At 60.2% G+C, this 23,596-nt stretch carries 27 protein-coding genes; 14 read left to right on the forward strand and 13 right to left on the reverse strand.

The window, feature by feature from the left end:
* The first annotated feature begins 82 nt into the window (after positions 1 to 82).
* Positions 83 to 661, forward strand: coding sequence for a TetR/AcrR family transcriptional regulator (locus HJB83_RS08870; RefSeq protein ID WP_207581876.1), 579 nt, complete (start codon positions 83 to 85; stop codon positions 659 to 661).
* Here HJB83_RS08870 and nth read toward each other — a convergent pair.
* Positions 626 to 1,405 carry an endonuclease III gene (gene nth, locus HJB83_RS08875; RefSeq protein ID WP_207581875.1) on the reverse strand — a complete coding sequence of 260 codons (780 nt, stop codon included), beginning with the start codon at positions 1,403 to 1,405 and terminating at the stop codon, positions 626 to 628. The two genes, HJB83_RS08870 and nth, sit on opposite strands and share 36 nt — an antisense overlap.
* A gap of 22 nt (positions 1,406 to 1,427) precedes the next feature.
* On the opposite strand from nth, the gene HJB83_RS08880 reads away from it, so the two are divergent.
* Together HJB83_RS08880 and HJB83_RS08885 are read left to right on the forward strand one after the other, a co-directional pair.
* Positions 1,428 to 1,925 (forward strand): DUF2244 domain-containing protein, encoded by a 498-nt coding sequence (locus HJB83_RS08880; RefSeq protein ID WP_207584381.1) that lies wholly within the window; start codon positions 1,428 to 1,430, stop codon positions 1,923 to 1,925.
* A gap of 79 nt (positions 1,926 to 2,004) precedes the next feature.
* Positions 2,005 to 2,877: a bifunctional helix-turn-helix domain-containing protein/methylated-DNA--[protein]-cysteine S-methyltransferase gene (locus HJB83_RS08885; protein WP_207581874.1), complete on the forward strand. Its 873-nt coding sequence runs from the start codon at positions 2,005 to 2,007 to the stop codon at positions 2,875 to 2,877.
* A gap of 37 nt (positions 2,878 to 2,914) precedes the next feature.
* Here the strand turns inward: HJB83_RS08885 and HJB83_RS08890 are convergent, their stop codons facing one another.
* Positions 2,915 to 3,940 carry a sugar-binding transcriptional regulator gene (locus tag HJB83_RS08890; RefSeq protein WP_207581873.1) on the reverse strand — a complete coding sequence of 342 codons (1,026 nt, stop codon included), beginning with the start codon at positions 3,938 to 3,940 and terminating at the stop codon, positions 2,915 to 2,917.
* Positions 3,941 to 4,346: 406 nt separating this feature from the next.
* Between HJB83_RS08890 and tal the strand changes: the two genes are divergently transcribed.
* Both tal and HJB83_RS08900 read left to right on the forward strand, forming a co-directional pair.
* On the forward strand, positions 4,347 to 5,312 hold the full coding sequence (gene tal / locus HJB83_RS08895; RefSeq protein WP_207581872.1) for a transaldolase: 966 nt from the start codon (positions 4,347 to 4,349) through the stop codon (positions 5,310 to 5,312).
* A gap of 93 nt (positions 5,313 to 5,405) precedes the next feature.
* Entirely contained in the window at positions 5,406 to 6,074 is a 669-nt protein-coding gene (locus tag HJB83_RS08900) for a DUF1345 domain-containing protein (protein WP_207581871.1), read from the forward strand.
* Here HJB83_RS08900 and HJB83_RS08905 read toward each other — a convergent pair.
* The 3 genes from HJB83_RS08905 to HJB83_RS08915 form a co-directional block, all read right to left on the reverse strand.
* The gene (locus HJB83_RS08905) at positions 6,071 to 6,871 is read right to left on the reverse strand and encodes an anti-sigma factor (protein ID WP_221116589.1); all 801 of its coding nucleotides are present in this window, start codon (positions 6,869 to 6,871) and stop codon (positions 6,071 to 6,073) included. The two genes, HJB83_RS08900 and HJB83_RS08905, sit on opposite strands and share 4 nt — an antisense overlap.
* A complete protein-coding gene (locus HJB83_RS08910; RefSeq protein ID WP_221116590.1) occupies positions 6,868 to 7,620 on the reverse strand; it encodes a sigma-70 family RNA polymerase sigma factor in 753 nt (250 codons plus the stop codon). Before HJB83_RS08910 ends, HJB83_RS08905 begins: the two co-directional genes overlap by 4 nt.
* A 90-nt stretch (positions 7,621 to 7,710) precedes the next feature.
* Positions 7,711 to 7,929: a hypothetical protein gene (locus tag HJB83_RS08915; protein WP_221131722.1), complete on the reverse strand. Its 219-nt coding sequence runs from the start codon at positions 7,927 to 7,929 to the stop codon at positions 7,711 to 7,713.
* Here HJB83_RS08915 and HJB83_RS08920 point away from each other — a divergent pair.
* The 8 genes from HJB83_RS08920 (at position 7,919) to HJB83_RS08955 (ending at position 14,097) form a co-directional block, all read left to right on the forward strand.
* The gene (locus HJB83_RS08920; protein ID WP_207581868.1) at positions 7,919 to 8,893 is read left to right on the forward strand and encodes an MBL fold metallo-hydrolase; all 975 of its coding nucleotides are present in this window, start codon (positions 7,919 to 7,921) and stop codon (positions 8,891 to 8,893) included. The genes HJB83_RS08915 and HJB83_RS08920 overlap by 11 nt on opposite strands.
* Before the next feature lie 20 nt (positions 8,894 to 8,913).
* Positions 8,914 to 9,378: a tetratricopeptide repeat protein gene (locus HJB83_RS08925; protein WP_221116592.1), complete on the forward strand. Its 465-nt coding sequence runs from the start codon at positions 8,914 to 8,916 to the stop codon at positions 9,376 to 9,378.
* 62 nt (positions 9,379 to 9,440) lie between these two features.
* Positions 9,441 to 9,884: a DoxX family protein gene (locus HJB83_RS08930; RefSeq protein ID WP_207581866.1), complete on the forward strand. Its 444-nt coding sequence runs from the start codon at positions 9,441 to 9,443 to the stop codon at positions 9,882 to 9,884.
* Between the two features lie 99 nt (positions 9,885 to 9,983).
* The gene (locus HJB83_RS08935) at positions 9,984 to 10,475 is read left to right on the forward strand and encodes a hypothetical protein (protein WP_221131808.1); all 492 of its coding nucleotides are present in this window, start codon (positions 9,984 to 9,986) and stop codon (positions 10,473 to 10,475) included.
* A gap of 143 nt (positions 10,476 to 10,618) precedes the next feature.
* On the forward strand, positions 10,619 to 10,897 hold the full coding sequence (locus tag HJB83_RS08940; RefSeq protein WP_207584379.1) for a hypothetical protein: 279 nt from the start codon (positions 10,619 to 10,621) through the stop codon (positions 10,895 to 10,897).
* Between the two features lie 260 nt (positions 10,898 to 11,157).
* A complete protein-coding gene (locus HJB83_RS08945) occupies positions 11,158 to 11,898 on the forward strand; it encodes a response regulator (RefSeq protein WP_221116593.1) in 741 nt (246 codons plus the stop codon).
* Entirely contained in the window at positions 11,895 to 13,268 is a 1,374-nt protein-coding gene (locus tag HJB83_RS08950; protein ID WP_221131724.1) for a HAMP domain-containing sensor histidine kinase, read from the forward strand. Before HJB83_RS08945 ends, HJB83_RS08950 begins: the two co-directional genes overlap by 4 nt.
* Before the next feature lie 127 nt (positions 13,269 to 13,395).
* Positions 13,396 to 14,097, forward strand: a complete 702-nt coding sequence (locus HJB83_RS08955) for a DUF3313 domain-containing protein (protein WP_405049168.1) — start codon at positions 13,396 to 13,398, stop codon at positions 14,095 to 14,097.
* 17 nt (positions 14,098 to 14,114) lie between these two features.
* Here the strand turns inward: HJB83_RS08955 and HJB83_RS08960 are convergent, their stop codons facing one another.
* The 7 genes from HJB83_RS08960 to HJB83_RS08990 form a co-directional block, all read right to left on the reverse strand.
* Complete coding sequence (locus HJB83_RS08960; RefSeq protein ID WP_007631868.1) at positions 14,115 to 14,288, reverse strand: DUF1328 domain-containing protein; 174 nt, start codon at positions 14,286 to 14,288, stop codon at positions 14,115 to 14,117.
* A 209-nt stretch (positions 14,289 to 14,497) separates the two neighbouring features.
* Positions 14,498 to 15,925 (reverse strand): gamma-aminobutyraldehyde dehydrogenase, encoded by a 1,428-nt coding sequence (locus tag HJB83_RS08965; protein ID WP_221131725.1) that lies wholly within the window; start codon positions 15,923 to 15,925, stop codon positions 14,498 to 14,500.
* A gap of 13 nt (positions 15,926 to 15,938) precedes the next feature.
* Positions 15,939 to 16,751, reverse strand: coding sequence for an ABC transporter permease (locus HJB83_RS08970; RefSeq protein ID WP_221131726.1), 813 nt, complete (start codon positions 16,749 to 16,751; stop codon positions 15,939 to 15,941).
* Positions 16,741 to 17,703: an ABC transporter permease gene (locus HJB83_RS08975; protein WP_221131727.1), complete on the reverse strand. Its 963-nt coding sequence runs from the start codon at positions 17,701 to 17,703 to the stop codon at positions 16,741 to 16,743. The genes HJB83_RS08970 and HJB83_RS08975 overlap by 11 nt, the downstream gene beginning before the upstream one ends.
* Complete coding sequence (locus tag HJB83_RS08980; RefSeq protein WP_221131728.1) at positions 17,700 to 18,686, reverse strand: ABC transporter ATP-binding protein; 987 nt, start codon at positions 18,684 to 18,686, stop codon at positions 17,700 to 17,702. Before HJB83_RS08980 ends, HJB83_RS08975 begins: the two co-directional genes overlap by 4 nt.
* 218 nt (positions 18,687 to 18,904) lie before the next feature.
* Positions 18,905 to 20,065 (reverse strand): ABC transporter substrate-binding protein, encoded by a 1,161-nt coding sequence (locus HJB83_RS08985; RefSeq protein ID WP_221131729.1) that lies wholly within the window; start codon positions 20,063 to 20,065, stop codon positions 18,905 to 18,907.
* A 119-nt stretch (positions 20,066 to 20,184) separates the two neighbouring features.
* Positions 20,185 to 21,093 carry a LysR family transcriptional regulator gene (locus HJB83_RS08990; protein ID WP_207581858.1) on the reverse strand — a complete coding sequence of 303 codons (909 nt, stop codon included), beginning with the start codon at positions 21,091 to 21,093 and terminating at the stop codon, positions 20,185 to 20,187.
* A gap of 179 nt (positions 21,094 to 21,272) precedes the next feature.
* On the opposite strand from HJB83_RS08990, the gene HJB83_RS08995 reads away from it, so the two are divergent.
* A complete protein-coding gene (locus HJB83_RS08995) occupies positions 21,273 to 22,013 on the forward strand; it encodes a hypothetical protein (protein WP_207581857.1) in 741 nt (246 codons plus the stop codon).
* 65 nt (positions 22,014 to 22,078) lie between these two features.
* On the opposite strand, the gene lysS is transcribed toward HJB83_RS08995, so the two are convergent.
* Positions 22,079 to 23,575, reverse strand: coding sequence for a lysine--tRNA ligase (gene lysS, locus HJB83_RS09000; protein ID WP_207581856.1), 1,497 nt, complete (start codon positions 23,573 to 23,575; stop codon positions 22,079 to 22,081).
* Positions 23,576 to 23,596 lie beyond the last annotated feature (21 nt).

Consider the following 23,596-nt stretch of genomic DNA (forward strand, 5'->3'; position numbering starts at 1 on the left):
GTCTCGCTCCTTTTCCATTTTACATACAGGTTGTATGTTTTTGGCTATTAACATACATGCAGTTTGTATGTAAATAACCCACATGAGCCGGAGCAATCGCGAGAGAACGGAACAGACAAGGCAGGCGCTGATCGACGCCGGACGGCGCATCTTTGTCGAGAAAGGATATGCCGAAACGGCGACACCGGAAATCGTCACCGCGGCAGGGTTGACGCGTGGGGCGCTTTACCATCATTTCGAGGACAAGAAGGCGCTCTTCCGCGCGGTGATTGCGTGCGAAATGCAAGAGGTGACCAAGACAATCGAGGCGTCTTCAGCGCCTGAGGACGGGCCGCGCGATGCGCTGATTGCCGGCGCTTCGGCCTATTTCACCGCAATGACGCAACCCGGCCGAACACGGCTGCTGCTGATGGAAGCGCCTGCGGTTCTCGGCTTGCCGGCGATTGCGGCACTGGATGCCGAGAATACGGAGGCGACTTTGCGTGGGGGACTCGCAGCGCTTATACCTGCGGCAGGAACCCTGCTCGACCCGCTGACGTCGCTGCTGTCGGCAAGTTTCGACCGCGCGGCGATCGCGATCGAAGCGGGTGGGGAGAGGCGGGATTACGAGCAGGCGATTGCAGCTTTACTCGATGGCCTCGCCGATCACCTGCGGCGGTAGCTCGACGAGCGGCGCTGGCACATCCCAACTTTTCTCCGGCGATTTGCAGAGATCGGCGATGACGCAGCGTTCGCATTCGGGGCGGCGTGCCTTGCAGGTGTAGCGACCGTGCAGGATCAGCCAGTGATGGGCGTGATAGAGGGAATGTTTCGGGATCACCTTCATCAGCCGCGCCTCGACCTCGTCCGGTGTCTTGCCGGGGGCAAGGCGGATGCGATTGGCAATGCGGAAGATATGCGTATCGACGGCCATCGTCGCCTGACCGAAGGCCATGGACAGCACGACGTTGGCGGTCTTGCGGCCGACGCCCGGCAATCGCACCAACTCGTCGCGCGTCTCCGGCACCTTGCCGCCGAATTGGTCGACCAGCATCTGCGAAAGCGCGATGACGTTTTTCGCCTTGTTGCGGTAGAGGCCGATCGTTCTGATATGATCTCGCAGCCGCTCCTCGCCGAGATCGAGCATCTTTTCCGGCGTATCGGCAATCTGGAAGAGTGCCCGCGTCGCCTTATTGACGCCGACATCGGTCGCTTGCGCTGAAAGCGCGACCGCAACGACCAGAGTGAAGGGGTTGGTGTGCTCGAGCTCGCCCCTCGGTTCCGGCCGCTGCACCGAGAAACGGCGGAAGATCTCCTCGCGCTCGGCCAGGGAATAGGCCGTCTTCACCGCCGCCGGTTTGCGGCGGGCGATCACATTCGAGTTTTGCGATGGTCTGGTAACGGATTTGAGTTTCGGATTTGCCATGGAGAATCTATACTCAACGGCTATGATGGAAAGCAACGCCGACAGCTTCAACGAGCAGCCTGTTTTCGCCGCCGAGCTTTTCCCCCACCGGTCGCTCGGCCGCCGGGGCTTCAGGGTGCTGCTTATCCTATCCGGTTCCGTCTGCCTCCTCTATGGCATGTTCTTCATCGCGACCGGCGCTTGGCCGATCGGCTTCTTTTTCGGACTGGATTTCGTGCTTCTCTACGGTGCCTTCTGGCTGAATTACCGCTCCGGCAAAGCGCGCGAACAGGTGACGGTGTCGCGCACGGACGTATCGGTGCGCAAGTTCACAGCGTCGGGACGGATGGTTGAACATCACTTCAATCCGTTCTGGGCGCGCTTCCTCGTTCGCCGGCACCAGGAGATCGGCATCCTTTCCATGCAGATCTTCGGCGAGGGCCGGCGCACGGATATCGGCTCCTTCCTCAATCCCGACGATCGTGAAAGCTTCGCCAAAGCCTTCAAGGGCGCACTCGCCACGGTCAAGCAGCGTATCTGAGCTTACTTGGTGCATGCGCAAGAAACGGGTGGTTTGCCAACACCCTATTGATTATCTCCTTGTGACAAGGAGAAAGACGATGAACATGATTGCGAACCTGCAGACAGACATGACGCCTGACGGCCCTGATTACGACATTGTCCGTCGGGTGATCGAACTCATCACCGAGGATTACCGCGACCAGCCTTCGCTGGAGGCGATCGCGGCCCGGCTCAACCAGTCGCCGACGCAGTTGCAGAAGACCTTCACCCGCTGGGCCGGCCTGTCGCCCAAGGGTTTTCTGCAGGCAGTGACGCTCGACCACGCCAAGCGGCTGCTGCGCAAGGAAGACATGCCGCTGCTCGAGACCTCGATCGAGGTCGGCCTCTCCGGGCCGAGCCGCCTGCACGATCTGTTCGTCACGCATGAGGCGATGTCACCCGGCGAATGGAAGGCGAAGGGCGGCGGTCTCACCATCCGCTACGGCTTCCACATCTGCCCCTTCGGCATCGCACTGATCATGGTGACCGACCGCGGCCTCGCCGGCCTTGCCTTCAGCGATTCCGGCGACGAGAAGGCCTGCCTCGACGATATGACCTGCCGCTGGCCGAACGCCTGTTATGTCGAGGACCTGCAGGCGACGGTTCCCTATGCCGCCCGCATCTTCGAGCCGGGCAAATGGTCCTTGGAACAGCCGCTGCGGGTCGTGCTGATCGGCACGGATTTCCAAGTGAGTGTCTGGCAGAGCCTTATGAAAATCCCGTTCGGCAAGGCCGTCACCTATTCCGATATCGCCAATGATATCGGCCGGCCGACGGCGCAGCGCGCCGTGGGGGCCGCGGTCGGGGCGAACCCGATCTCCTTTGTGGTGCCATGCCATCGGGCGGTCGGCAAGAACGGCGCGCTGACGGGTTACCATTGGGGCCTCACCCGCAAGCGGGCGATGCTCGGCTGGGAATCGGCGCACGCCTGATAGCGTTCCGACCCTCGCTCGCCCCCTCATCGCCTTGCTAACGCTCCGGCACGTCTCCCCGCTGGGGAGAAGAGACAGGCGGTGATGTCTCAGCCAATTCCAGCAGTGCCCGTGCGGCACTTTCATCGGTGATCAGTGTGTTGCAGCCGATGCGTTTGATCGTGGCGCGGATGGCGACGGCCCGGTGGGCACCGCCGGAGGAGAGCACGATATGCTTGGCCTCCTTCAGCGTGTCGAGATCGACGGACATGACGCGGCGATTGATCGAGTGGTCGACAGACTTGCCGTTCTCGTCGAGGAAATTGAACATGGTGTCGCAGACGCAGCCGGCGTCGATCAACTCCTGCAGCTCGGCCTTCGAGATCCAGCCTTCCGACAGCGAGGTCGAATGCGGACCGATATCGCCGCAGCTGACAATCGCCAGATCGAGGTTTTCGGCGAGACGGTAAATCGTATCCAACCCGCATTTTTCGATCAGATTGCGCTTGGTCTCGATGGAATCGACGAGAAGCGGTGCCAGGAACATGTAACATTCGGCGCCGAGCTGGTTTGCCAGCCGCCAGGTATAATCGATCGGGTTCGTCTGGTGTACGGCGACGATGCCGCCCAGAAGCGAGACGATTTTGCAATTGGCGCGGCGTGGCGGCCGGAAGCTCGACAGGGAGGCGGTCATGGTGCGGCCCCAGCCGACGCCGATGGTATAGTCGTCGGGAATGGCTTCGGAGAGGAACTGGCCAAGCGCCAGGCCGACATTTTTCGCCAGCGCATCGACGTCGCAGTTGACCGGTGCTGGTACGACGATCGCCTCGTCGAGGCCATAGGCGCGCTCCAGTCTCACCGATAGCTCGACGCAGTCGCCGATCGAATCGTTGATCCAGATCTGGACTTCGCTGCGCTTCATCGCCTCATCGAGCAGGCGGATCACGGTGGTGCGGCTGATGCCGAGTTGTTCGGCGACGTCCTTCTGGGTCAAGCCCTCGTTGTAATAGAGCCATGCCGCCCTCAGCCGCAGCGAGGATGCTTCCGAAAAGGCCGTGTGCGTGCCGCGTTTAAGCTTGACCACATCTCCTCCGCACAATTCCTGGCCTTAGACCCCTCATGGAGGCGAGAGGTTGCGATGACGCGTTTGTTGCGGGGGATAATGACGGGTGTGACACTTATGTCAATTGAAATGCACAAATGTCCTTGACTTTTCGTCAGGCGAATGGCGATAGTCCGGATGATACAAGTCGTTCCTGTCCGTCCGAGGAGGACATAGTGCGGGCATGCCGAAAGTCACGATCGGCCTTCCAGCCGCAGGCGGTGTCGCTTGCGTTCGGGAACACGGCTACTGTCCTTCACGTTTATGAATCATCCGTGACGGATGCGCGCATTTTCGCCTGCAGCATGCAAATAACCTGTCGATAGACCACCTTTGCCCGGCGGAACTCGTGCCGGTCGCAGCCCAAGTTCAACAAGGATTATTGACCATGACATCCAAGCTTGACCAACTCCGCGAGATTACCACCGTCGTCGCTGACACCGGCGATATCGAAGCCGTCGCCCGCCTGAAGCCTGTCGATTGCACGACGAACCCGAGCATCGTGCTCAAAGCCCTCGGCACGCCGATGTTTGCCGACGCCATCAAGGAAGCCGTCGCCTGGGGCAAGAAGCAGGGCGGCAATCCTGAAGCCGTTTCTTCCGCCGTCGCCGATCGCCTCGCCATCTCGGTCGGCGCCGCCCTGGTGAAGCTCGTCCCAGGCCGCGTGTCGACCGAAGTCGACGCCGATCTTTCCTTCGATACCGAGGCTTCGCTTGCCAAGGCGCGCGCGATCATCGCCGCCTACAAGGATCGCGGTATCGGTCAGGACCGCATCCTCATCAAGCTCGCCTCCACCTGGGAAGGCATCCGCGCCGCCGAAGTGCTGCAGAAGGAAGGCATCGACTGCAATCTGACGCTTCTGTTCAGCAAGGCCCAGGCGATCGCCTGCGCCGATGCCAAGGTGTTCCTGATCTCGCCCTTCGTCGGCCGCATCCTCGACTGGTACAAGAAGTCGACCGGCAAGGACTACACTGCCGAGGAAGATCCGGGCGTCATCTCCGTCCGTGAAATCTACAACTACTACAAGGTGAACGACATCAAGACGATCGTCATGGGCGCCTCCTTCCGCAGCGCCGGCGAAATCGAAGCCCTTGCCGGCTGCGACCGCCTGACCATCAGCCCGAACCTGCTCGACGAGCTCGCCAAGGATGACGGCAAGCTGGAGCGTAAGCTCTCGCCGGAGAGCCGCAAGCCGGATCCGAAGGTCTCTGTCGACGAGAAGACCTTCCGCTGGATGATGAACGAAGACGCAATGGCGACGGAAAAACTCGCCGAAGGCATTCGCGCCTTCGCCAAGGATCTGGGAACGTTGCGCACCATGGTGCAGAAGGAACTGCAGCTCGCCGCCGCCTGATAAGGTCCGGCATGCAATCGAAGGCGCGGCTGTTGCTGGCAGGCGCGCCTTTTTTCATGCTGTTATCAAAGGCATATGCAGTTGGAGACCGATATGGCGGGTGAGAACCGGGCAAGTTCGCTGGCGGCATTTGCCTACAAGCATGCGAGCTTCATCATCGCCATCCTGGCCGGACTGGTGGTCTTCTTGGCTGTGACCTCGCGCGAAGTCAGCGCCGGCAACATCTTGTTCGGCTGGAATGTCAGCGCCGGCGTTTTTGTCGCGCTCAGCTGGCGCAAGATGCTGCGGGCAACGGTTGAAAGCATCCGGAAACGCTCCGAGGATCTCGATTTCTCCGACACCGTATTGCTGGCTCTTTCGATCGGTGCGGCGCTTGCCAGCGTCGCCGGTATCGGCCTCGAGCTTCATTCGATCAAGGAAGCAACACCTGACGTCGCGCTGGCCCGGGCAGGGGCCGCGGTGCTGACGATCCTGATCTCCTGGATCTTTCTGCACACCCTCTTCACCATCCATTATGCCCATTATTTCTATGGTGGGGCGGACGAGGAGGGTGGCCTCAAGTTTCCTGACGGGATCGAAGAGCCTGGCTATTGGGATTTCCTCTACTTCTCCTTCACGATCGGCGTTGCCGCGCAGACGGCGGATGTCGCGGTCAGTTCGACCAGCATGCGCAAGCTGACGCTGCTGCATGCCGTGCTGTCGTTCCTGTTCAACACGACGATCCTGGCGCTGGCGATCAATGTCGGGGCGAGTCTGCTTTAACCCTTCGCCGCCGCCCTGAAAAAGGTCTCGAACTCGGCCAGGTCGCCTGCGGCGACATCCGAAACCGCCCAGAACACCAGCCCTCCATCCGACCATTGCGTCATATTGTAGCCGTCATGCACCGTCGTCGTCTGTGCGGCCGATGCCGCCGGCCAGATGAACAGGTTGATGACATGGCCGTGGCGCCGGTAGACGAGGGCCGCGACGGCGCGATCTCCGATATAGTCGACACGCCCGCCGGTCAGCGGAAAGCCATCCTTGGAGAGATCGCTGACCGGTGGCGAAAAATCGATCTTGCCGTTGAACCAGGGCTTTACCGTGTGCTGATCCGAGGTCAGCACGTCGGTCAGATGATCGGCCATCATCGACCTGACATGGCTTGCCATGATCTGGTCCTGCAAAAGCAAGGTCTGCGACGGTGCATTGATGAACAGGAAAGCGCCTGCCGCCAGTACTGCGAGCGAAGGCACGAAGCTCCATTGTCGGATGAAATCCAAGGCGTGGCGCCAGACCGGCGCCTGGCGTGGCGGGGGCAGGCTGGACGTCGCCGCTGCCTGTTCAAACGACAGCATTGACAGGACTTGCGAACGCAGTGCCTCCGGCGGCCGCCACTTGACGCCATCCTGATCGATGATCTCTCTCACGGCACGGACCCCTTCCATCTCCGCCCTGCAATTCGCGCAGGTGCCAAGATGATCCTCGAATTGCGCTGCATGGACGGAATCGAGCTCGCCGTCGACGAAGCCGTGCAGCATGATGCGCCATTCCGGGCAACCTCTCTGTTGGGCTTCACTCATCCTGCCGTCTCGTTTTTGCTGCATGCATCCCAGGCTTCGCCAAATTCACGCCGCGCCCTGGCAAGCCGCGACATGACCGTGCCGATCGGCGCATCGATGATCTCGGCGATCTGCCGGTAGGAAAGATCTTCAAGCTCGCGCAAGACAAGGATTTCCCGCATCGCCTCCGGAAGCCGACTGATAACCGCGCGTACACGTTGCTGTTCGCTTCGCCGGATCGTCGCCGTTTCCGGCGAATCCTCCTCCGAGGCGATCTGGTATTCGCCACCTTCATCGGGGTCAGCGTAGCCGTCATTGCCCAAAGGCTGCTCGAACCGCGCTTTGCGGCGATCCTGCTGGCGCCAAACATGGCAGCAGTTCCTGACAATGGCAAAGAGCCAGGCGCGCGGATCGCCGCCACGATAGGTTTCGAAATTGCGATAGGCACGCAGGAAGGCTTCCTGGACAATATCCTGTGCGGCATCTGCATCGCGGCTGAGGAAGCGGGCAAAATTATAAGCCGCGTCAAGATGCGGAACGATCATGTCCTGAAAGCGCTGCATGAATTCATGCTGCGCCGTCGCATCGGCTGTCGAAGCGACTCGATCGCTGCTCGATTTTTCCGAGACCATGAAGTGGAATAGCCGCACCGCGCCGCCCAGAAGCGCCGTCAGCGGTGATGGTCGAATGCGGGTCTTCGACGCTTGCCGGCCCAGCAGCAACCAGTCGTTCGATCCGACGGGATAGGTGATCTGAGCGTTTGTCATCATTCTCCCTGCCTCAACAGCGGCCGAATTTAGGCGTGAGACCCACAGGCATGCAATGCGGTCCTTGCCGTCTAGACCGATCGGCACATGGTTTTATTCCACGTCGACGCCAGTTTTTTGCATGCAGCGGGCCGTTAATCGCACGCGATAGAAATCGAAAAACATTTTCAACAGCTTGAAGAAATAACTCCCCAGATTGGGAATAAGCGGGCTGTGCCAGCGATCTAGTTCGGCAGTGAGGACATCTGAACAGTTCCAGTCTTCGCCACCAGAAATGCCATCAACAAGAGGAGGCATATCCATGTTTACCATGTCACGCCGCGCCGTCCTGGGATCGGCTGCCGCGGCGGCCGCATTCGGTCTGTCGTCAAAGCTCGAATTCGTCATGCCGGCGCTCGCCGCGACGCCGCTGGAGCCGATGGTCGGCTTCTATAAATACAAGGTCGGGGATGTCGAGGTCACGGCGATCTATGACGGTATCTGGAAAAAACCGCATGACCCGACCTTCATCAAGAACGCTTCGATCGAGGACACCAAGGAGGCGCTTTCCAAGGCCGGGCTCACGACCGAATTCATGCCGATCCCGTTGACGGTGGTCGTCCTGAAGCTCGGCAACCGTCTGATCATGATGGACGCCGGCTCGGGCGTCGGTCAATGGCAGGCAAATGCCACCCACCTGCCGGCGAACATGGCGGCCGCCGGCATCGACTACAAGACGATCGATACGATCTTGATCTCGCATTTCCATCCGGACCATGTCTGGGGACTGATGGAAAAGGGAACGAACGATCCTGTCTTCCCGAACGCCGAACTCATCGTCAACGCCGTCGAATACAACTGGTGGACGGAACCCGGCCGGGTCGAGAAGCTTGCGGAAGGCCGCAGGCCGGCCGGCAAGCGTATCGCCGAGGTTTTCCCGAAATGGAAGAACTGGAAACTGGTGGACGATGGGGCCGAGGTTGCACCGGGAGTGCGGCTTCTCGCAGCTTTCGGCCACACGCCCGGCCATTCGACCTACCTCGTTACTTCAGGCAGCAAGCAACTGCTCGTCTCGGCCGATATCATGTATGTGCCGGCCCTGCTCGCGCCGCATCCCGAATGGCAAGGCAGCTACGATCAAGACGGGCCGATGGCCGTCGACACGCGCCGCCGTCTCATCGACCGCATCATTGCCGACAATATCGCCATTTGCGGCTCGCACTTCCCTTTCCCCGGCTCGGGCACCTTCGTCAAGGACGGAAGCGCTTTTGGCTTCACACCGACAATCCAGGCCTGAAAGGCCGGAAGGAGATCACCATGATGAAATATGCAATTCTCGGATTCATCTGGCTTTGTGCCATATCCGCCGGCTTTTCGGCGGTGACGGCGCTTCCCGCCTTTGCCGTCGACAACATGCAATCGACGGACGCTCCCGACTTGACGTCGGTGCGCGCCAAGATCGATGTCAAAGACTATGCCGGCGCCCTGGCGGAGCTTCGCGGCCTTGCCGAGGACAACCAGCAGGCAGATGTCTATAATCTGATGGGATATACGCTGCGCAAGACGGGCGACTACAGAACGTCGCTGACCTACTACACCAAGGCGCTGGAGCTTCAGCCCGACCACAAGGCAGCGCGTGAATATCTCGGCGAACTCTATGTTGAAACAGGCGAGACGGCGAAGGCCGAGGAGCAGGTGTCATCACTGAAGCAACTTTGCCCGAGCGGCTGCGAGGAACTCGAAGAGCTGCAAAAGGCAATTGCGGCCAAGGGAGGGAATTGACGAGTATATGAATGTAAGAGCAGGCGGCGGAACCGTCTGCTCTTCTCAAACCGGAGGATATGATGGAAAACGCCCCAAGCCGGCTGCAACTGGCCGATCTCGTTCTTCTCCTGGGCAGGCTGCTGCTGTCGCTGATCTTCCTGCATGAAGGGTTGTCTCTCGCGACCAATATCGCCGCGACCATCGACACTTTCGCAACGCTCGGCCTGTCGGCGCCGGTTGCGCTTGCGGTGATCGTCCTTCAGATCGGCGCCGGCCTTTCTATTGCTGCAGGTTTCCTCAGCCGACTTGGCGCACTTGCATTGGCGCTCTTCTGCCTGGCGACCGCCTTTCTCTTCCACACGAATTTTGCGAGCCAGAACGAGCTGCTGCATTTCGAGAAGGACCTGGCGATTGCCGGCGGCATGTTCGTCCTGGCGGCTTCAGGCGCGGGATCGATATCGATCGACAATCTGCTGCGAAAGCGAACAAACAGACTGCATCCCTGGCTCCGGGCGGTGCTGTAATCGAAGCTTCGCGAGCCGTCCCCCGGCGCAATAAAACCGAATAAAACCGAACAACCCGAAGCGCCGATGCGGGCTACACTTATGGCGACAGTCAGGAGTGTGCCAATGATGTCTTCCGCGCAACGCGATCAGCAAAAGCCAATTCTCGTCTTTCTCGGAAAAGGCGCAGCCTGCGATATCGTCTCGAAATTGAATGAGAACGGATATGCCGCGGCGGCTGTATCCTCGGTGCCGGAGCTCTTTGACGCCTTGCGTTCGGACCAATATTTTCTGGCAGTAACAATGCGGTCGGATATCGATATGGTCCGGAACATCAAGCCGATACCAGTCATCAATCTGGAGGTGTTTTTCCATGCTGTCCAGTCGGCAGCACAGTCCGTTCAATCCGCGAAAGAATTCGACAGCGACGCATTCCTGAGAAGGATCGCCGCCCTCACGGAGTCAAGAACAAGCACGATTTCTGCAGTCCAAAAAGCCCCGGCTGCAAACGGGACGTCGATTGCAAGCACGCTCAAGGCATCTCGCTGGCGTGCCGCCACATCTCTTCTTTTAAGTCGCCGCGCCACGTCAAATGCAGAGCGGGCTGATTAGACGTGGGCAAATTCCCACCGCCGACGGACCGGACGCTGCGTCGCGCTCCGGGCGGGTCCGATAGGCATCTTTCTGCCTGGTCTCGTCGGCTTGAAGGCGTAGTTCCGAAACCGGAGCTTTTCACTTGGTGCGGGTGTCTTCTCATGTTTCAGTTGTTAGGAGCAGCTTCGGTAAGCGGATATATCATCACGGCGTTGTTCCTGCTCGTGGCGATCGGCCGTCTCGTCAGAGACGCCCTTCATAAATTCACCGCAAGGCTGCCGAAGCGCTCGGCGTTGAAACACTATACGACGGCCATCATGTCTTTGGTGTTCTTTTGCCTGCTGGTCGTTCGGATGTGTTTCATCGCAACTGTCATCATCGATTGCGCAATTCAAGGTGACAAGGTGGAAATCAGCGGCGGTTCCGGAAGCCAGTTTTGACGCCGGATCCATGTCGGAGATCCCCGCAACATATCTCAACATTATCGAACACATCAGTGCACGACAGTTGATACCCTGAGGTGGATCCCGCGTCGGCACGGCAACCGATATCGTGTGGCATCCGATTGCTCGGAGATCTCCTGTTCTAAATTAATAGTTAGAGGATGATGTCATCCGAAAACCGCTGACACTTTTCGGCACCATGCTCTAGCCACGGTGAAACGTGGTAATTTCGCGCCGTATCTCCGGCAAAAGAACGAATGACGATGGTATTTGAAATGGCAGTTTCCAATCAGGCTCATATCCTCATTGTCGAAGACGATCCCGCCATCGCGGATATGCTGGTGGACCTCGTTCGAAACAGCGGCTTTGGGGCCTCGTCGGTGGAGAGCGCGGCGGCTATGGATCGAATAATAGCGCGACAGCAATTCGATCTCATCGTCCTTGACGCGATGCTGCCGGGCGAGGACGGCTTCAGCATCTGCAGGCGGCTTCGTGCTTCGTGCCCGGTGCCGATCCTGATGCTGACGGCACTCCAGGAGGATATCGACCGCATTCTGGGCCTGGAGCTCGGAGCCGACGACTATGTTACGAAACCCTTCAACTCCCGCGAGCTGCTGGCCAGGATCAAGAGTATTCTCCGCAGAGCGTCATACGCTCATCATCAGGAGGAAGCCCTTGGCCCCATGACGTTCTCGGGATGGCGCATCGATCCCAAAAGCCGTCAGCTCCACGACGCGGACGGCGCGCAGGTTTCTATGACCACCGCGGAGTTCGATATCCTTCTGGCATTCTGCTGCAATCCGAACAAGGTTTTAACCCGCGAACAACTTCTGTCGATGACGCATGCCGGATCGGCGGGGCCGGTTGAGCGCAGCATCGACGCCCACATCAGCCGGGTCAGGCAAAAGATAGAGCCGAACCTGAAAGACCCGACGTTCATAAAGACGGTGCGGCTGGGCGGCTATCTTTTCGCATCCAAGGTAGAGCGCCTCTCTTGAGAAATTTTCGGCGAGCTTCGATCCAGAACCAGATCCTCATCCTGGCGACCCTCCTTGTCGTGCTGGTTTCCGTGGTGGCGACGGCCATGGAGCCATTCATCTATGGCCGTCATGATCGCGGCTTTCAGAACGGCCTTTTTGCTGCGAGAGCGGCAATGATCGCGGAGCAATTTGCTGACGCAAATTCAACGCAGGGCGAAGACGCCGTCCTCGACAGAGCTGCGGCCCTCAGCATTACGGTCGAAAGGACGTCCTCGGTTCAGTCAGGCGCAGTGGATCAACGGATATCTCCAAGCGAGTTGGTGGCGCGTATCGACGCGATGCTCGCCGACAATGTTCTGACGGCATTTCATCGCTTCGCCATGGGTCAATCGCGCCCTGACGTCTTGACTGTCGGAATTGACGGCAAGCGTGCCCTCGTCTTCCAACTGCCGGTTTTTCCCAGCTATTTGTGGTTCGTTCCGGCAGCTGCAAGCGGATTTCTGAAAATCGTCATTCCCTTAGTGCTGCTTGCCTATTTCAGCAGCCGGCTGATCACCGAACCTCTCAGGCGCTTTGCTGCCGCTGCGAAGCAAGCGTGCATGGAAGGCAGTCTGGAAAAACCTTTCGAATCGGACGGCGGAGCCGAGATTCGCAGTCTGGCGGAATCTCTTAACGTCATGAGCGATCGAATCCAGAGCATGGCGGAGGATCGGACAAGAATGCTGAGCGGAGTGGGTCATGATCTGAGGACACCGCTGACGAGACTGCGGATGCGGGCCGAGCGCTCCGCAGAGCCGGAACTTCGCAGCCTGATGCTGGCCGATATCGCCACATTGAGCTTCATGATCGACGAGTGCCTGGCCTATTTTAAAGACCCGTCGGTGAGAGCGGTCGATCGAAAGGTCGATATCTCGAGCCTGCTGCAGACGATCGCGACCGATTTCGCCGACACCGGCGTCGATGTGAGTTTCACCGGCCCGCGGCGGCTGGCGTTTATCTGCAAATCTCAGGCGCTCAGCCGCGCTATTACGAATCTGGTGGAGAATGCGTCCCGTTATGCGACGCAGGTCGAAATCGGCTTGGAATGCCGCGAGGATGGCGGGATCAAAATAAGGGTGAGCGACAACGGCCCCGGCTTGACGGATGAGCTCAAGGCGAAGGTTTTAGAGCCATTCTTCAAAGCGGATAAATCGCGACAGATCGACGCTAAGGGTGGTTCGGGGCTTGGGCTCGGTCTGCCGATCGCCAAAGGGATCGTCACTAAAGGGCACAATGGACAATTGACGTTGTTGGACAGGAAGCCGAGCGGCTTGGTTGTCGTGATCAATCTTCCGGCCGGTCAGTTGGCCCAGCCTGAAGGCCGGCCGTCGATCCCTTCATCACATTAGATTCCGGCCGCCCGGCGGAGTCGTCAAGCTTGGCGTCGTGTCTGCGTCGCAAAAATGCTCGCGAACATTTCCGCATATTATAGCAAACACAGCAATATTCGAATTCCATAAAACCGGTTCCAGATCCATGCCGTTCGGCATTTCCAAAGCTGGAGCCAAAACCTTGATAAAGAAATTAAAAGTCGGTGCCGCACTGATGCTCGCCAGTTCGGCCATCGCCGGATGCTCGACCCCTGACCCGACTGTTTATTCCGGACTTGCTTCGGCCCGGCAGCTTCAGCCGAACATGGCGGACAAAACCGGCCGCGTGCCATATCGTTATCAGACGAATGTTAACTGGAGCCAATATACCAGGATCATCGTCGATCCCGCTACGGTCTATAACGGTCCCGACAATCAGTTCGGCAAGGTCCCCGAAAAAGACAAAGCGTTGCTTGCCAACTATATGCAGGCTCAATTCACAGAAAAATTGAAGACGCGCTTCGCCATCATCAGCACGCCTGCTCCGGCAACGCTCAGATTGCACCTGACGCTGACGGGCGCCAAGGCGACGACTGCGGTGCTCGGAACGGCCTCACACATCGACGTCGCAGGTGGATTGTACAATACCGTCCAGGCCGTTCGTGGCCGAGAAGGCTCGATGACCGGTTCGGTGAACTATGCCGTGGAGATCTATGATGCGGCGAGCAATCGTCTGCTGTCGTCTTACGTCACCAAGCAATATCCCAATGCGATGAATATCGGTGCTAGCTTCACGCCATTGGAAGCGTCAAAGGTAGGCATCCGCAAAGGTGCGGACGCTCTGCTTGCCGAGTTCAACAGGCTGTAGGAGGGGCTGCGTTCCGCTCACAAGATCGCCTGGCCGGCCATCAGTGCCAGGACCAGGAAGATGAGGAAGATCACCAGCGCAATGCCGAAGAGAACGCGGGCGATCGTCGCGGTGGCCGCGGAGACGCCGGAAAAACCGAAGAAGCCGGCGATCAGTGAAATCACGAAAAATATCAAAGCCCATTTCAACATGACATGATCCTTTGCATCTATCTGAGAAAGACGCGTCAACCGGGAAAATGTTCCAAGTCGTTTGAATGGGATGGCGTCTCTGCGGAGAAATGACGCTGCTTGTGCGGCTCATCGTCTACGCGCGCGCCATGATCCGGAACGGTGGCGGGCGAGTGCTGGCGCTTTGCCGCCACACCGCCCGAGTCTCCGGATCCTAGCTTTCTCGCCGCTCAGCCGTGATTGATCATCACGTGGCGCACGGCGGTGTAATCCTCCAGCGCGTAGACCGACATGTCCTTGCCGTATCCCGACTGTTTGAGGCCGCCATGCGGCATCTCGTTGACCAGCATGAAATGCGTGTTGATCCAGGTGCAGCCATATTGCAGGTGGGCGGCAGTCTTCATGCCGCGGCCGATATCCTTGGTCCAGACGGAGGAGGCGAGGCCATAGTCGCTGTCGTTCGCCCAGGTGACGGCATCCTCGGCGTCGGTAAATCGGGTGACGGAAACCACCGGGCCGAAGACTTCACGGCGGACGATCTCGTCGTCTTGCGTGGCGCCTGATATGACGGTCGGGGCGAAGAAGAAACCCCTGTCGCCGGAGACCTTTCCGCCGGTGGTGATCTCCATGTGCTTGTGTTCTGAAGCGCGGGCGACGAAGCTTTCGACGCGGTCGCGTTGGCGCTTGGAGATCAGCGGACCGATCTCATTTTCGGTATCGTCGGCCTGATTGAAGCGGATGCTCGACACTGCCGAGGAGAGATCAGCGACGAAATTGTCGTAGACCCTGGCGTCGGCATAGATGCGGCAAGCGGCAGTGCAGTCCTGGCCGGCATTGTAGTAGCCGAAGGTGCGGATGCCGGCGACGACGGCGTCGATATCTGCATCGTCGAAGACGATGACCGGTGCCTTGCCGCCGAGTTCCAGGTGCGTGCGCTTGACGGTCTTCGCGGCAGCCTGCAGCACCTTCTTACCGGTGGCGATATCGCCGGTAATCGAGACCATGCCGATCTTGGCATGATTGATCAGGGCATTGCCGACACTTTCGCCGCGGCCGAGGATGAGGTTGACGACGCCTTCGGGAAGGATATCCGAGAGCAATTTGGCCATCTTCAGCGCCGTCAGCGGCGTCTGCTCCGAGGGCTTGAAGACGACCGTATTGCCACCGGCGATCGCTGGCGCCAGCTTCCAGGCCATCATCATCAGCGGATAGTTCCAGGGCGCAATCGAGCCGACGATGCCGATCGGATCGCGACGGATCATCGACGTGTGGCCGGGCAGATATTCGCCAGCGGCCGGTCCATGCAGATTGCGCACGGCGCCTGCGAAGAAGCGATAACAATCGACGATCGCCGGGATTTCGTCGTTCAGCACGGCATTGATCGGCTTGCCGCAGTTCAGCGCCTCAAGCGTCGCGAAGCCGGCGGCATCCTTCTCGATGGCGTCGGCAATCCTCAACAGGTAACCGGAACGTTCGCCCGGCGTCGTCCGCGACCAGCTTGCGAAGGCTTTTTCGGCGGCATCGACGGCGGCGTCGACCTGGGAAAGCGAGGCTTCAGGAAGGTCGATTACCGTCTCGCCGGTCTTTGGGTTCAGGATGCGCTCTTCCGTCTCCGTGCCTATTTCGAAGCGGGAACCGATCAGCATTTGGGTGTCCATGATGTTCTCCCTGTTATTTGCCGGCACCGGCGATCTGATCGCCGTCGCGGGTGAGGTAATAGGCTGCCAGGATCGGCAGGAAGGTGACGAGCACCACGACCATGGCAACCACATTGGTGACCGGGCGCTGGCGCGGGCGAATGAGTTCTTCCAGCATCCAGATCGGCAAGGTCGATTGCTGGCCGCCGGTGAAAGTGGTGACGATGACCTCATCGAAGGAAAGAGCGAAAGCGAGCATGCCGCCGGCAAGAAGGGCGGTGCCGATATTCGGCAGGATGATATGACGGAAGGTCTGGAAGCCGTCGGCGCCGAGATCCATCGAAGCCTCGATCAGCGAGCCGGAGGTACGGCGGAAGCGGGCAACCGCATTGTTGTAGACGACGACCACGCAGAAGGTCGCGTGGCCGAGCACGATGGTCCACACCGAAAACGGAATGTCGAAAAGACTGAAGGCGGAGCGTAGCGCAATGCCGGTGATGATGCCGGGTAGGGCGATCGGCAGGATGACCAGCAGCGAGATCGCCTCGCGCCCGAAAAACCTCGTCTGGCTGACGGCTGCCGCGCAGAGCGTGCCGAGGAGGAGCGCGATCGTGGTGGCGATGACGGCGACCTGCACGGAGAGGCCAAGCGCCGACCAGACGTCCGGCCGGTTCCAGGCAATGGTGAACCATTGCAGCGTCAGGCCGGGCGGCGGCCACTGATAGCTCTTTTCCTCGGTCGTGAAGGCATAGACGAAGATCAGCAGGATCGGCAGGTGCAGGAAGAGCAATCCGACGGCTGCGGCGATCTTCAGGGTCAGTGGCGATCTCTTGAGGTCAGAGCGCATCGAAGGCTCCCATTTTCCTGGCGAGCGACAGATAGAGCGCCATGATGACGATCGGCACCACGGAGAAGGCGGCGGCGAGCGGCACGTTGCCGGCCGTTCCCTGCTGGGCGTAGACGGCCTGGCCGATGAAGAGCCTGGACGAGCCGATGATCTGCGGGATGATGTAATCGCCCAGTGTCAGCGAGAAGGTGAAGATCGAACCGGCGACGATGCCGGGGAGCGCCAAGGGCAGCAGCACGGTGCGGAAGGTCTGCCGTGGTGTGGCGCCGAGATCGGCCGAGGCCTCGATCAGGTTGCCGGGCACACGCTCGAGGGCCGCCTGGGTCGGCAGGATCATATAGGGAAGCCAGATATAGACGAAGACGATGAAGGTGCCGAGGTAGCTTACCGACAGCGAATTGCCGCCGACGACGGGCAGGTCCAGGATGCCGTCGAGCAGCCAGGAGAGGTGAAGCTTCTCGAAGATCCAGGTGAGGATGCCTTCCTTGGCGAGGATCAGCTTCCAAGCGTAGATCTTGACGAGATAGCTCGACCAGAGCGGCAGCATGACGCCGAGATAGAAGAGCGCCTTCCATCTGCCTTGCGCATAACGCGCCGCGTAATAGGCGATCGGGAAGGCAATCATAGCGGCAGCGACGGTGACCAGCGCTGCCATAACGACGGTGCGAATGATGATGTCGAAATTCGTCGGGCTCAGAAGCTGGGCATAGGTCGCAAGGCTGAATTCGTAATTCACCAGCCCGGAAAAATCGTCGATCGAGAAGAAGCTCTGCAGCAGCAGGGCGATCAGTGAGCCGATATAGATGATGCCGAGCCAGAGCAGCGGCGGCGTCAGCATCAGGAAGAGCAAGAGCTTCGGGTGCCGCCAGAAGGCATCCGACAGCCGGCCGAAAAGGCCGCCGCGCCCCGGGCGGATCGATGTCTTGCCGCCTGATAGGGTGAGCGCCGTCATGCCGCATCGTCCATGTAGTGAATATCGCCAGGCTGCCAGGCGAGATGGATGCCGGCGCCGACCTCGGGCACCGGCGCGCCCGCCGGCAGCATGACATGCAGCCGGCTGCCCCCGAGATCGACGCCGAGACGGGTGGCAGCGCCGAGGAAGCTTGCATTTTCGACTTTTGCCTCGATGCCGTCGCTTGCCAGGCGGATGGCCTCGGGGCGGAGGCTTGCCCAGCGCTTCTCGCCGCCGAGGAGGGCCATCAGATCAGGCGCAATCACGTTCGATGAGCCGACGAAATCGGCGACGAAGCGGGTCTTCGGGCAGCGATAGATATCCTGCGGTGTGCCCTGTTGAACGATGTTGCCATCGTTGAAGACAGCGACGCGATCGGCCATGGACAGCGCTTCGCCCTGATCATGCGTCACGAAGACGAAGGTAATGCCGAGCGCGCGCTGCAGGCTTTTCAACTCCTCCTGCATCTGCTCGCGAAGTTTCAGATCGAGCGCGCCGAGCGGCTCGTCGAGCAGCAGCACCTTCGGCTTGTTGACCAGCGCGCGAGCGAGCGCCACGCGCTGGCGCTGGCCGCCGGACAGTTGACCGGGACGGCGGGCGCCATAGCCCGGCAGCTTGACAAGATCGAGGGCTTCGCCCGCAGCCTTCATCCGCTCGGTCTTGCCGATGCCCTTGACCATCAGCCCGTAGGCGACATTGTCGAGAATGTTGAGATGCGGGAACAGCGCGTAGTCCTGGAACACGGTGTTGACGTTGCGGCGATAGGGCGGAACGCCGTCTGCGGTCTCGCCGAAGATCTGGATATGGCCGGCGGTCGGCTGCTCGAAGCCGGCGATCAATCTCAGGCAGGTCGTCTTGCCGGAACCGGACGGTCCGAGCATGGCGAAGAATTCGCCGGGCGCGATCTCGAGATCGACGCCGTCGACGGCGCGAACTTGGCCGAAATGGCGCGATACCTGCTGGAAACGGACGGCTGATGTCATGGGGGGACTCCGGGTCTTGCATGTTCAGAGAGGGCTTTGGTCCAGGCTTAAAAAAGACCCCGCCCAAACCCCTCCCCACAAGGGGGAGGGGCTTAACCTGCCGCACTCCAGGATACACATTACTGTCGGATACGGCCGGGTTGGGTGCCACCTCTTAAGCCCCTCCCCTTTGTGGGGAGGGGTTGGGGAGGGGATTGCCCCATACGCAGCGGCTCGGCTCACCGCCCGCCGATCACGCCGATATAATCTGACACCCAACGATGATAGGGCACACATTCGCTCTGCGTGGTGCATTTGGCGACCGGGGTTTTCCAGAACTTGATCTTGTCGAAGTGATCGAAGCCGTTGGTGGCGCAGCCGGCGTCTCCCATCAGTGCGTTGCCCTTGCAGGCGGCGGGAACCGAAGGCACGGCGCCGAACCAAGCCGCGGCATCGCCCTGGACTTTGGCCTGCAGCGAATGTTCCATCCACATATAGGCGCAGTTCGGATGTTCGCTGTCGGCGTGCAGCATGGTGGTGTCGGCCCAGCCGGTGACGCCTTCATCGGGGAAAGTCGAGGCGATCTTCTGTTTGTCGGCCTGCAGCAGGTTCACCTGGAAGGGCCAGGAGCCGGAGGCGACGACGCCTTCGTTCTTGAAGTCGTCGATCTGGATCATCGCGTCGTGCCAGTAGCGGGAGACGAGCTTGCGCTGGCCGCGCAGCAGATCGAGGGCAGCCTTGTACTGGTCCTCGGTCAACTCGTAGGGATCCTTGATGCCGAGATCCGGCTTGTGCGCCATCAGATACATCGCCGCGTCGGCGATATAGATCGCGCCGTCATAGGCCTGAACGCGACCCTTGTTCGATTTGCCGTCCGGCAGCGTCTGCTCCTCGAAGACGACATTCCAACTGGTCGGCGCCTTGTCCTTGAAGGCATCGGTATTGTACATCAGCACATTCGGCCCCCAGAGGTAGGGCACGCCGTAATGGACGTCGCCGACCGTATACCACGGGCCCTTTTGCAGACGCTCGTCGACGGTCTTGAAGCTCGGAATCAGGTTGGTGTTGATCGGCTGGACCCGCTTGCCGGCGATGAGGCGGAGCGAGGCGTCGCCCGATGCCGTGACGAGATCGAAGCCGCCTTCGTTCATCAGCGATACCATTTCATCCGAGGTGGCGGCGGTCTTGACGGAAACCTTGCAGCCGGTCTCCTTTTCGAAACCCGTGACCCAGTCGTAGTTCTTGTCGGTTTCGCCGCGCTCGATATAGCCGGCCCAGGCGACGATGCTGACGGCACCTTCGCCTTTGCCGAGCGCCTTCAGCGGTTCGGCGGCGATGCCCTGCGTCGCGAAGCTCAGGCAGGCAAGCGCTGCCGTGCAGGATTTCAAGAGATGCGTCATCATCCGTCTCCCCGTCTGGTGCCACTTTTGCGGCGGTTTGTTCCCGAATGAAAAGGTGGCGCGAAAAGGCCGCTTTCGCAAATTCATTTATCAGAAAGGTGTTATCGGAAATTCCGATATCAGCGGATGCGGCCGGAGCGCAGACTTTCGGCGATGCCGACGAAATCGCGTGCCGCCTGCGGCAGGCTGGAGCCCTTGCGCCAGACCATGCCGACCTGGACGACCGGCAGCGAACCGGAGACGTCGCGGCTTTCGATGCGGTCGCCTTCGAGCGACCACGGGCGGTACACGAGATCGGGAAGCAGCGCCACGCCGGCGCCCGTGGCAACCAGACTGCGCACCGCCTCCACCGATCGGGTGCGGAAGGCGACATGCGGGCGGGCGCCGAGGGCTGACAGCAGCTTGCCGGTATTCTCCTCGATTTCGTCGACCGTCAGCATGATCAGCGGTTCGCGGGCAATGTCGGCGACCGAGATGATTTCGGCCGAGACCAGCGGATGGCCCATCGGCAGCCAGAGCCGATAGGGCGAGGTTTCGAGGATCTCGGCCTGCAGCGCCATGCGGTCGCGCAGGTTTGATATCACCATGACGGCGACATCGAGTTCGCCGCCGACCAGGAGGTGTTCGAGGTAGCCGCCATTGTCCTCGATGGCGCTGACCTCGATGCCAGGGCAGGCGCGCCGGTATCGCGCCAGGAGGTCGGAGAGCACGTAGCCGGCGACAAGCGAAGTGACGCCGATGTTCAGCGTGCCGGAAAGGGCGCTTTGCTGGCCGGAGAAGCTGGTGCGCGCATCGGAAACGGAGGCGAGGATCTTCGTCGCGTGACGCAGGAACTGATGGCCGTTATGGGTGATCGTCAGGCCGCGCGGGTGGCGCTCGAAGAGCGTAACGCCGAGGTCCGTTTCGAGCTCCTTGAGCGCTTCCGTCACCGAGGATTGCGAGATCGAAAGGTTCTGTGCGGCGCGCGTTACCGAACCCTGTTCGGCGACGGCGACGAAATATTGAACCTGGCGAAGCGTGAAGGCCATGGGCGTTTAGAGCATGGCGGAACAGGCCGTGGCAAGCGGCCGGGAAAAGCGGACCTTTTTTGGTGTTTTCTCAAAATGGCGCAGGCTTTGCACCCCCACTTAAACTTTCGGAAACGTCATTTCCTTAGCATTATCAGCACTTGTCCTGCGTTGGAGTTTCAGATGGCGGAGCAGTTGGCGTGAAGGCCTTACTGCGCATGTTCCGGCCTTCCCGGAAATTGGCAATCATCATCGGTGGAGTCGCTCTTCTGGCGGGCGTTTCCGGCGGCGCGGCTGTTTATGTCGGCAAGGACAGGCTGATGGGTGCCGCCGGTGGTGGCTACGGGCTCGAATGCAGCGACATCAACCTGGTGACGATCCGGAAGCAGGACCACATCTGGGTGCGCAAATACATCAAGACCGAACCGACCGACGGGATGACGCGCGTCAAGACAGCGCTTCGGGTCGCCCAGGCCGTTTACGAAGCGCAGAAGCCGGATCTGGTCCAGGTGGTGGTGCTCGACGAGAACGGCCCGACATTGCGCGCCGACATCCGCGGCCGAGCGATCGGCGCCGACGTCGTCTATATCCCGCATCCCGACAAGACCGTTCCCGGCCTCGACGACAAGACGTATACGGCGCGCTATTATGACGGAAAGGCCAGCAAAAACGGGCTGTTTTTCGGCGAGCGCATAGATATGCCCTCCGACGAAATCGCCATGATCAGTTCCGGTTTCAAGGATCCCGAGGATTGCGTCGATCCGGTCGCCGTTGGCTCCACGAAAAACGGGGAAAAGGGCAAGAAGGTCGCAGGCGGCGCACATGGCGCAGCACCGGCGGCCGAAAGCAAGGCCGTGCCTGCTGCGGAGAGCGGCGGGGCGGATGTGGTGGCGGAGGCACCGGCCGAAGAGCCGCCGGCGGAAGCCGCCAAGACCCACTGAACGGCGGCATAAAAACGGAGCGCCGGCCGGCACTCCGCTTATTTTGTTTCGATACTTTATTTCCGTCAGTCGGCCTTGTTGCGGCGAGCCGGGAAGAGGATGACGTCGCGGATCGACGGGGCGTTGGTCAGCAGCATGATGAGGCGGTCGACGCCGATGCCGAGGCCGCCTGCTGGCGGCATGCCCTGGTCGATCGCATCGAGGAATTCCTCGTCCAGCTGCTTTTCCTTTTCGCCGCGGGCATGCGCCTGTTCGAGTTGCTCGACCATGCGGCGGCGCTGCTCTTCGGGATCGTTCAGCTCCGAGAAAGCGTTGCCGAGTTCCCAGGCATTGCAATAGGTCTCGAAGCGCTCGACGAGCCGCGGCTCGCCCGGCACTTCCTTGGCGAAGGGCGAGATGTCCTTCGGGAAATGCGTGACGTGAGACGGCTGGATCAGCGTCGATTCAACCTTTTCCTCGAAGATGAAGGCGAGGCATTCGCCCCAGGTCCAATCCTTCTCCACCGCGAAGCCGGCTGCCTTGGCGGCGGCGCGGGCTTCCTCGTCGGTCTTGATCGCAATGAAATCGATGCCGGTGGCGTGCTTGACGGCATCGGGCATCGGCACGCGCTCGAACGGCCCCTTGAAGGACAGGCGCTTGTCGCCGAAGTCGAATTCCGTCGTGCCATGGATGGAGAGCGCCAGGGTTTCGAACAGCCGCTCGACGAGGTCCATCATGTCCTCGTAATCGGCATAGGCCCAGTAACATTCCATCATCGTGAATTCAGGATTGTGCCGGGTAGAGACGCCTTCGTTACGGAAGTTTCGGTTGATCTCGAAGACCTTGTCGGTCAGGCCCGAAACCAACGTGCGCTTCAAGAACAGTTCCGGCGCGATGCGCAGGTACATGTCGAGCTTCAGCGTGTTGTGATGCGTCTTGAACGGCTCGGCGGTGGCGCCGCCATAGATCGATTGCAGCATCGGCGTCTCGACTTCCATGAAGCCGTCATTCTCCATGAAGCGGCGGATGCCGGATACGATCCTCGAGCGCTGCTGGAAGCGAAGCTTCGAATCCTCATTGGTCATGATGTCGAGATGGCGCTTGCGATAACGCAGCTCGATGTCGGAGAGGCCGTGCCACTTCTCGGGCATCGGCAACAGCGACTTGGTCAGCATTTCGATCTTCTGAGCGTTGATCGTCAGTTCGCCGCGCTTGGTGCGGCGTACGATGCCGGTGACGCCGATGATGTCGCCGATGTCGATCATCGGCAGCAGCGCCCGGGCCTCTTCCGGCGTCGTATCCTTATGGCTGAAGATCTGGATCTTGCCGCCGGCGTCGTGGATGTCCATGAACATGCCGGAGTTGCGCGAGGAATAAACGCGGCCGGCAACGGTGACGATGTCCTGCGTCTCGACGTCGGGTTCCAGAGATTCGTATTTGGCACCGAGTTCGGCATTGGTCATCGTCCGGTGGAAATGCGCCGGATAGACCTCGCCGATCTGCTCGCGCAGCAGCTTCAGTTTCTGGGCGCGCACCTCAGTCACGTCGGAGGAAAGGGTGTTCTCGGTCTTGTTGTCAGCCACTGTGGAATCCTCTGACTGTTC

The sequence above is a fragment of the Rhizobium sp. NZLR11 genome, from assembly GCF_019685115.1.
GTDB lineage: Bacteria > Pseudomonadota > Alphaproteobacteria > Rhizobiales > Rhizobiaceae > Rhizobium.

Bases quoted from the DNA above. Each gene is read 5' to 3' on its own strand.
- HJB83_RS08870 (WP_207581876.1), top strand. From the start codon at position 83: ATGAGCCGGAGCAATCGCGAGAGAACGGAACAGACAAGGCAGGCGCTG.
- nth (WP_207581875.1), bottom strand. From the start codon at position 1,405: ATGGCAAATCCGAAACTCAAATCCGTTACCAGACCATCGCAAAACTCG.
- HJB83_RS08880 (WP_207584381.1), top strand. From the start codon at position 1,428: ATGATGGAAAGCAACGCCGACAGCTTCAACGAGCAGCCTGTTTTCGCC.
- HJB83_RS08885 (WP_207581874.1), top strand. From the start codon at position 2,005: ATGAACATGATTGCGAACCTGCAGACAGACATGACGCCTGACGGCCCT.
- tal (WP_207581872.1), top strand. From the start codon at position 4,347: ATGACATCCAAGCTTGACCAACTCCGCGAGATTACCACCGTCGTCGCT.
- HJB83_RS08900 (WP_207581871.1), top strand. From the start codon at position 5,406: ATGGCGGGTGAGAACCGGGCAAGTTCGCTGGCGGCATTTGCCTACAAG.
- HJB83_RS08905 (WP_221116589.1), bottom strand. From the start codon at position 6,871: ATGAGTGAAGCCCAACAGAGAGGTTGCCCGGAATGGCGCATCATGCTG.
- HJB83_RS08910 (WP_221116590.1), bottom strand. From the start codon at position 7,620: ATGATGACAAACGCTCAGATCACCTATCCCGTCGGATCGAACGACTGG.
- HJB83_RS08920 (WP_207581868.1), top strand. From the start codon at position 7,919: ATGTTTACCATGTCACGCCGCGCCGTCCTGGGATCGGCTGCCGCGGCG.
- HJB83_RS08915 (WP_221131722.1), bottom strand. From the start codon at position 7,929: ATGGTAAACATGGATATGCCTCCTCTTGTTGATGGCATTTCTGGTGGC.
- HJB83_RS08925 (WP_221116592.1), top strand. From the start codon at position 8,914: ATGATGAAATATGCAATTCTCGGATTCATCTGGCTTTGTGCCATATCC.
- HJB83_RS08930 (WP_207581866.1), top strand. From the start codon at position 9,441: ATGGAAAACGCCCCAAGCCGGCTGCAACTGGCCGATCTCGTTCTTCTC.
- HJB83_RS08940 (WP_207584379.1), top strand. From the start codon at position 10,619: ATGTTTCAGTTGTTAGGAGCAGCTTCGGTAAGCGGATATATCATCACG.
- HJB83_RS08945 (WP_221116593.1), top strand. From the start codon at position 11,158: ATGACGATGGTATTTGAAATGGCAGTTTCCAATCAGGCTCATATCCTC.
- HJB83_RS08955 (WP_405049168.1), top strand. From the start codon at position 13,396: ATGCCGTTCGGCATTTCCAAAGCTGGAGCCAAAACCTTGATAAAGAAA.
- HJB83_RS08960 (WP_007631868.1), bottom strand. From the start codon at position 14,288: ATGTTGAAATGGGCTTTGATATTTTTCGTGATTTCACTGATCGCCGGC.
- HJB83_RS08965 (WP_221131725.1), bottom strand. From the start codon at position 15,925: ATGGACACCCAAATGCTGATCGGTTCCCGCTTCGAAATAGGCACGGAG.
- HJB83_RS08970 (WP_221131726.1), bottom strand. From the start codon at position 16,751: ATGCGCTCTGACCTCAAGAGATCGCCACTGACCCTGAAGATCGCCGCA.
- HJB83_RS08975 (WP_221131727.1), bottom strand. From the start codon at position 17,703: ATGACGGCGCTCACCCTATCAGGCGGCAAGACATCGATCCGCCCGGGG.
- HJB83_RS08980 (WP_221131728.1), bottom strand. From the start codon at position 18,686: ATGACATCAGCCGTCCGTTTCCAGCAGGTATCGCGCCATTTCGGCCAA.
- HJB83_RS08985 (WP_221131729.1), bottom strand. From the start codon at position 20,065: ATGACGCATCTCTTGAAATCCTGCACGGCAGCGCTTGCCTGCCTGAGC.
- HJB83_RS08990 (WP_207581858.1), bottom strand. From the start codon at position 21,093: ATGGCCTTCACGCTTCGCCAGGTTCAATATTTCGTCGCCGTCGCCGAA.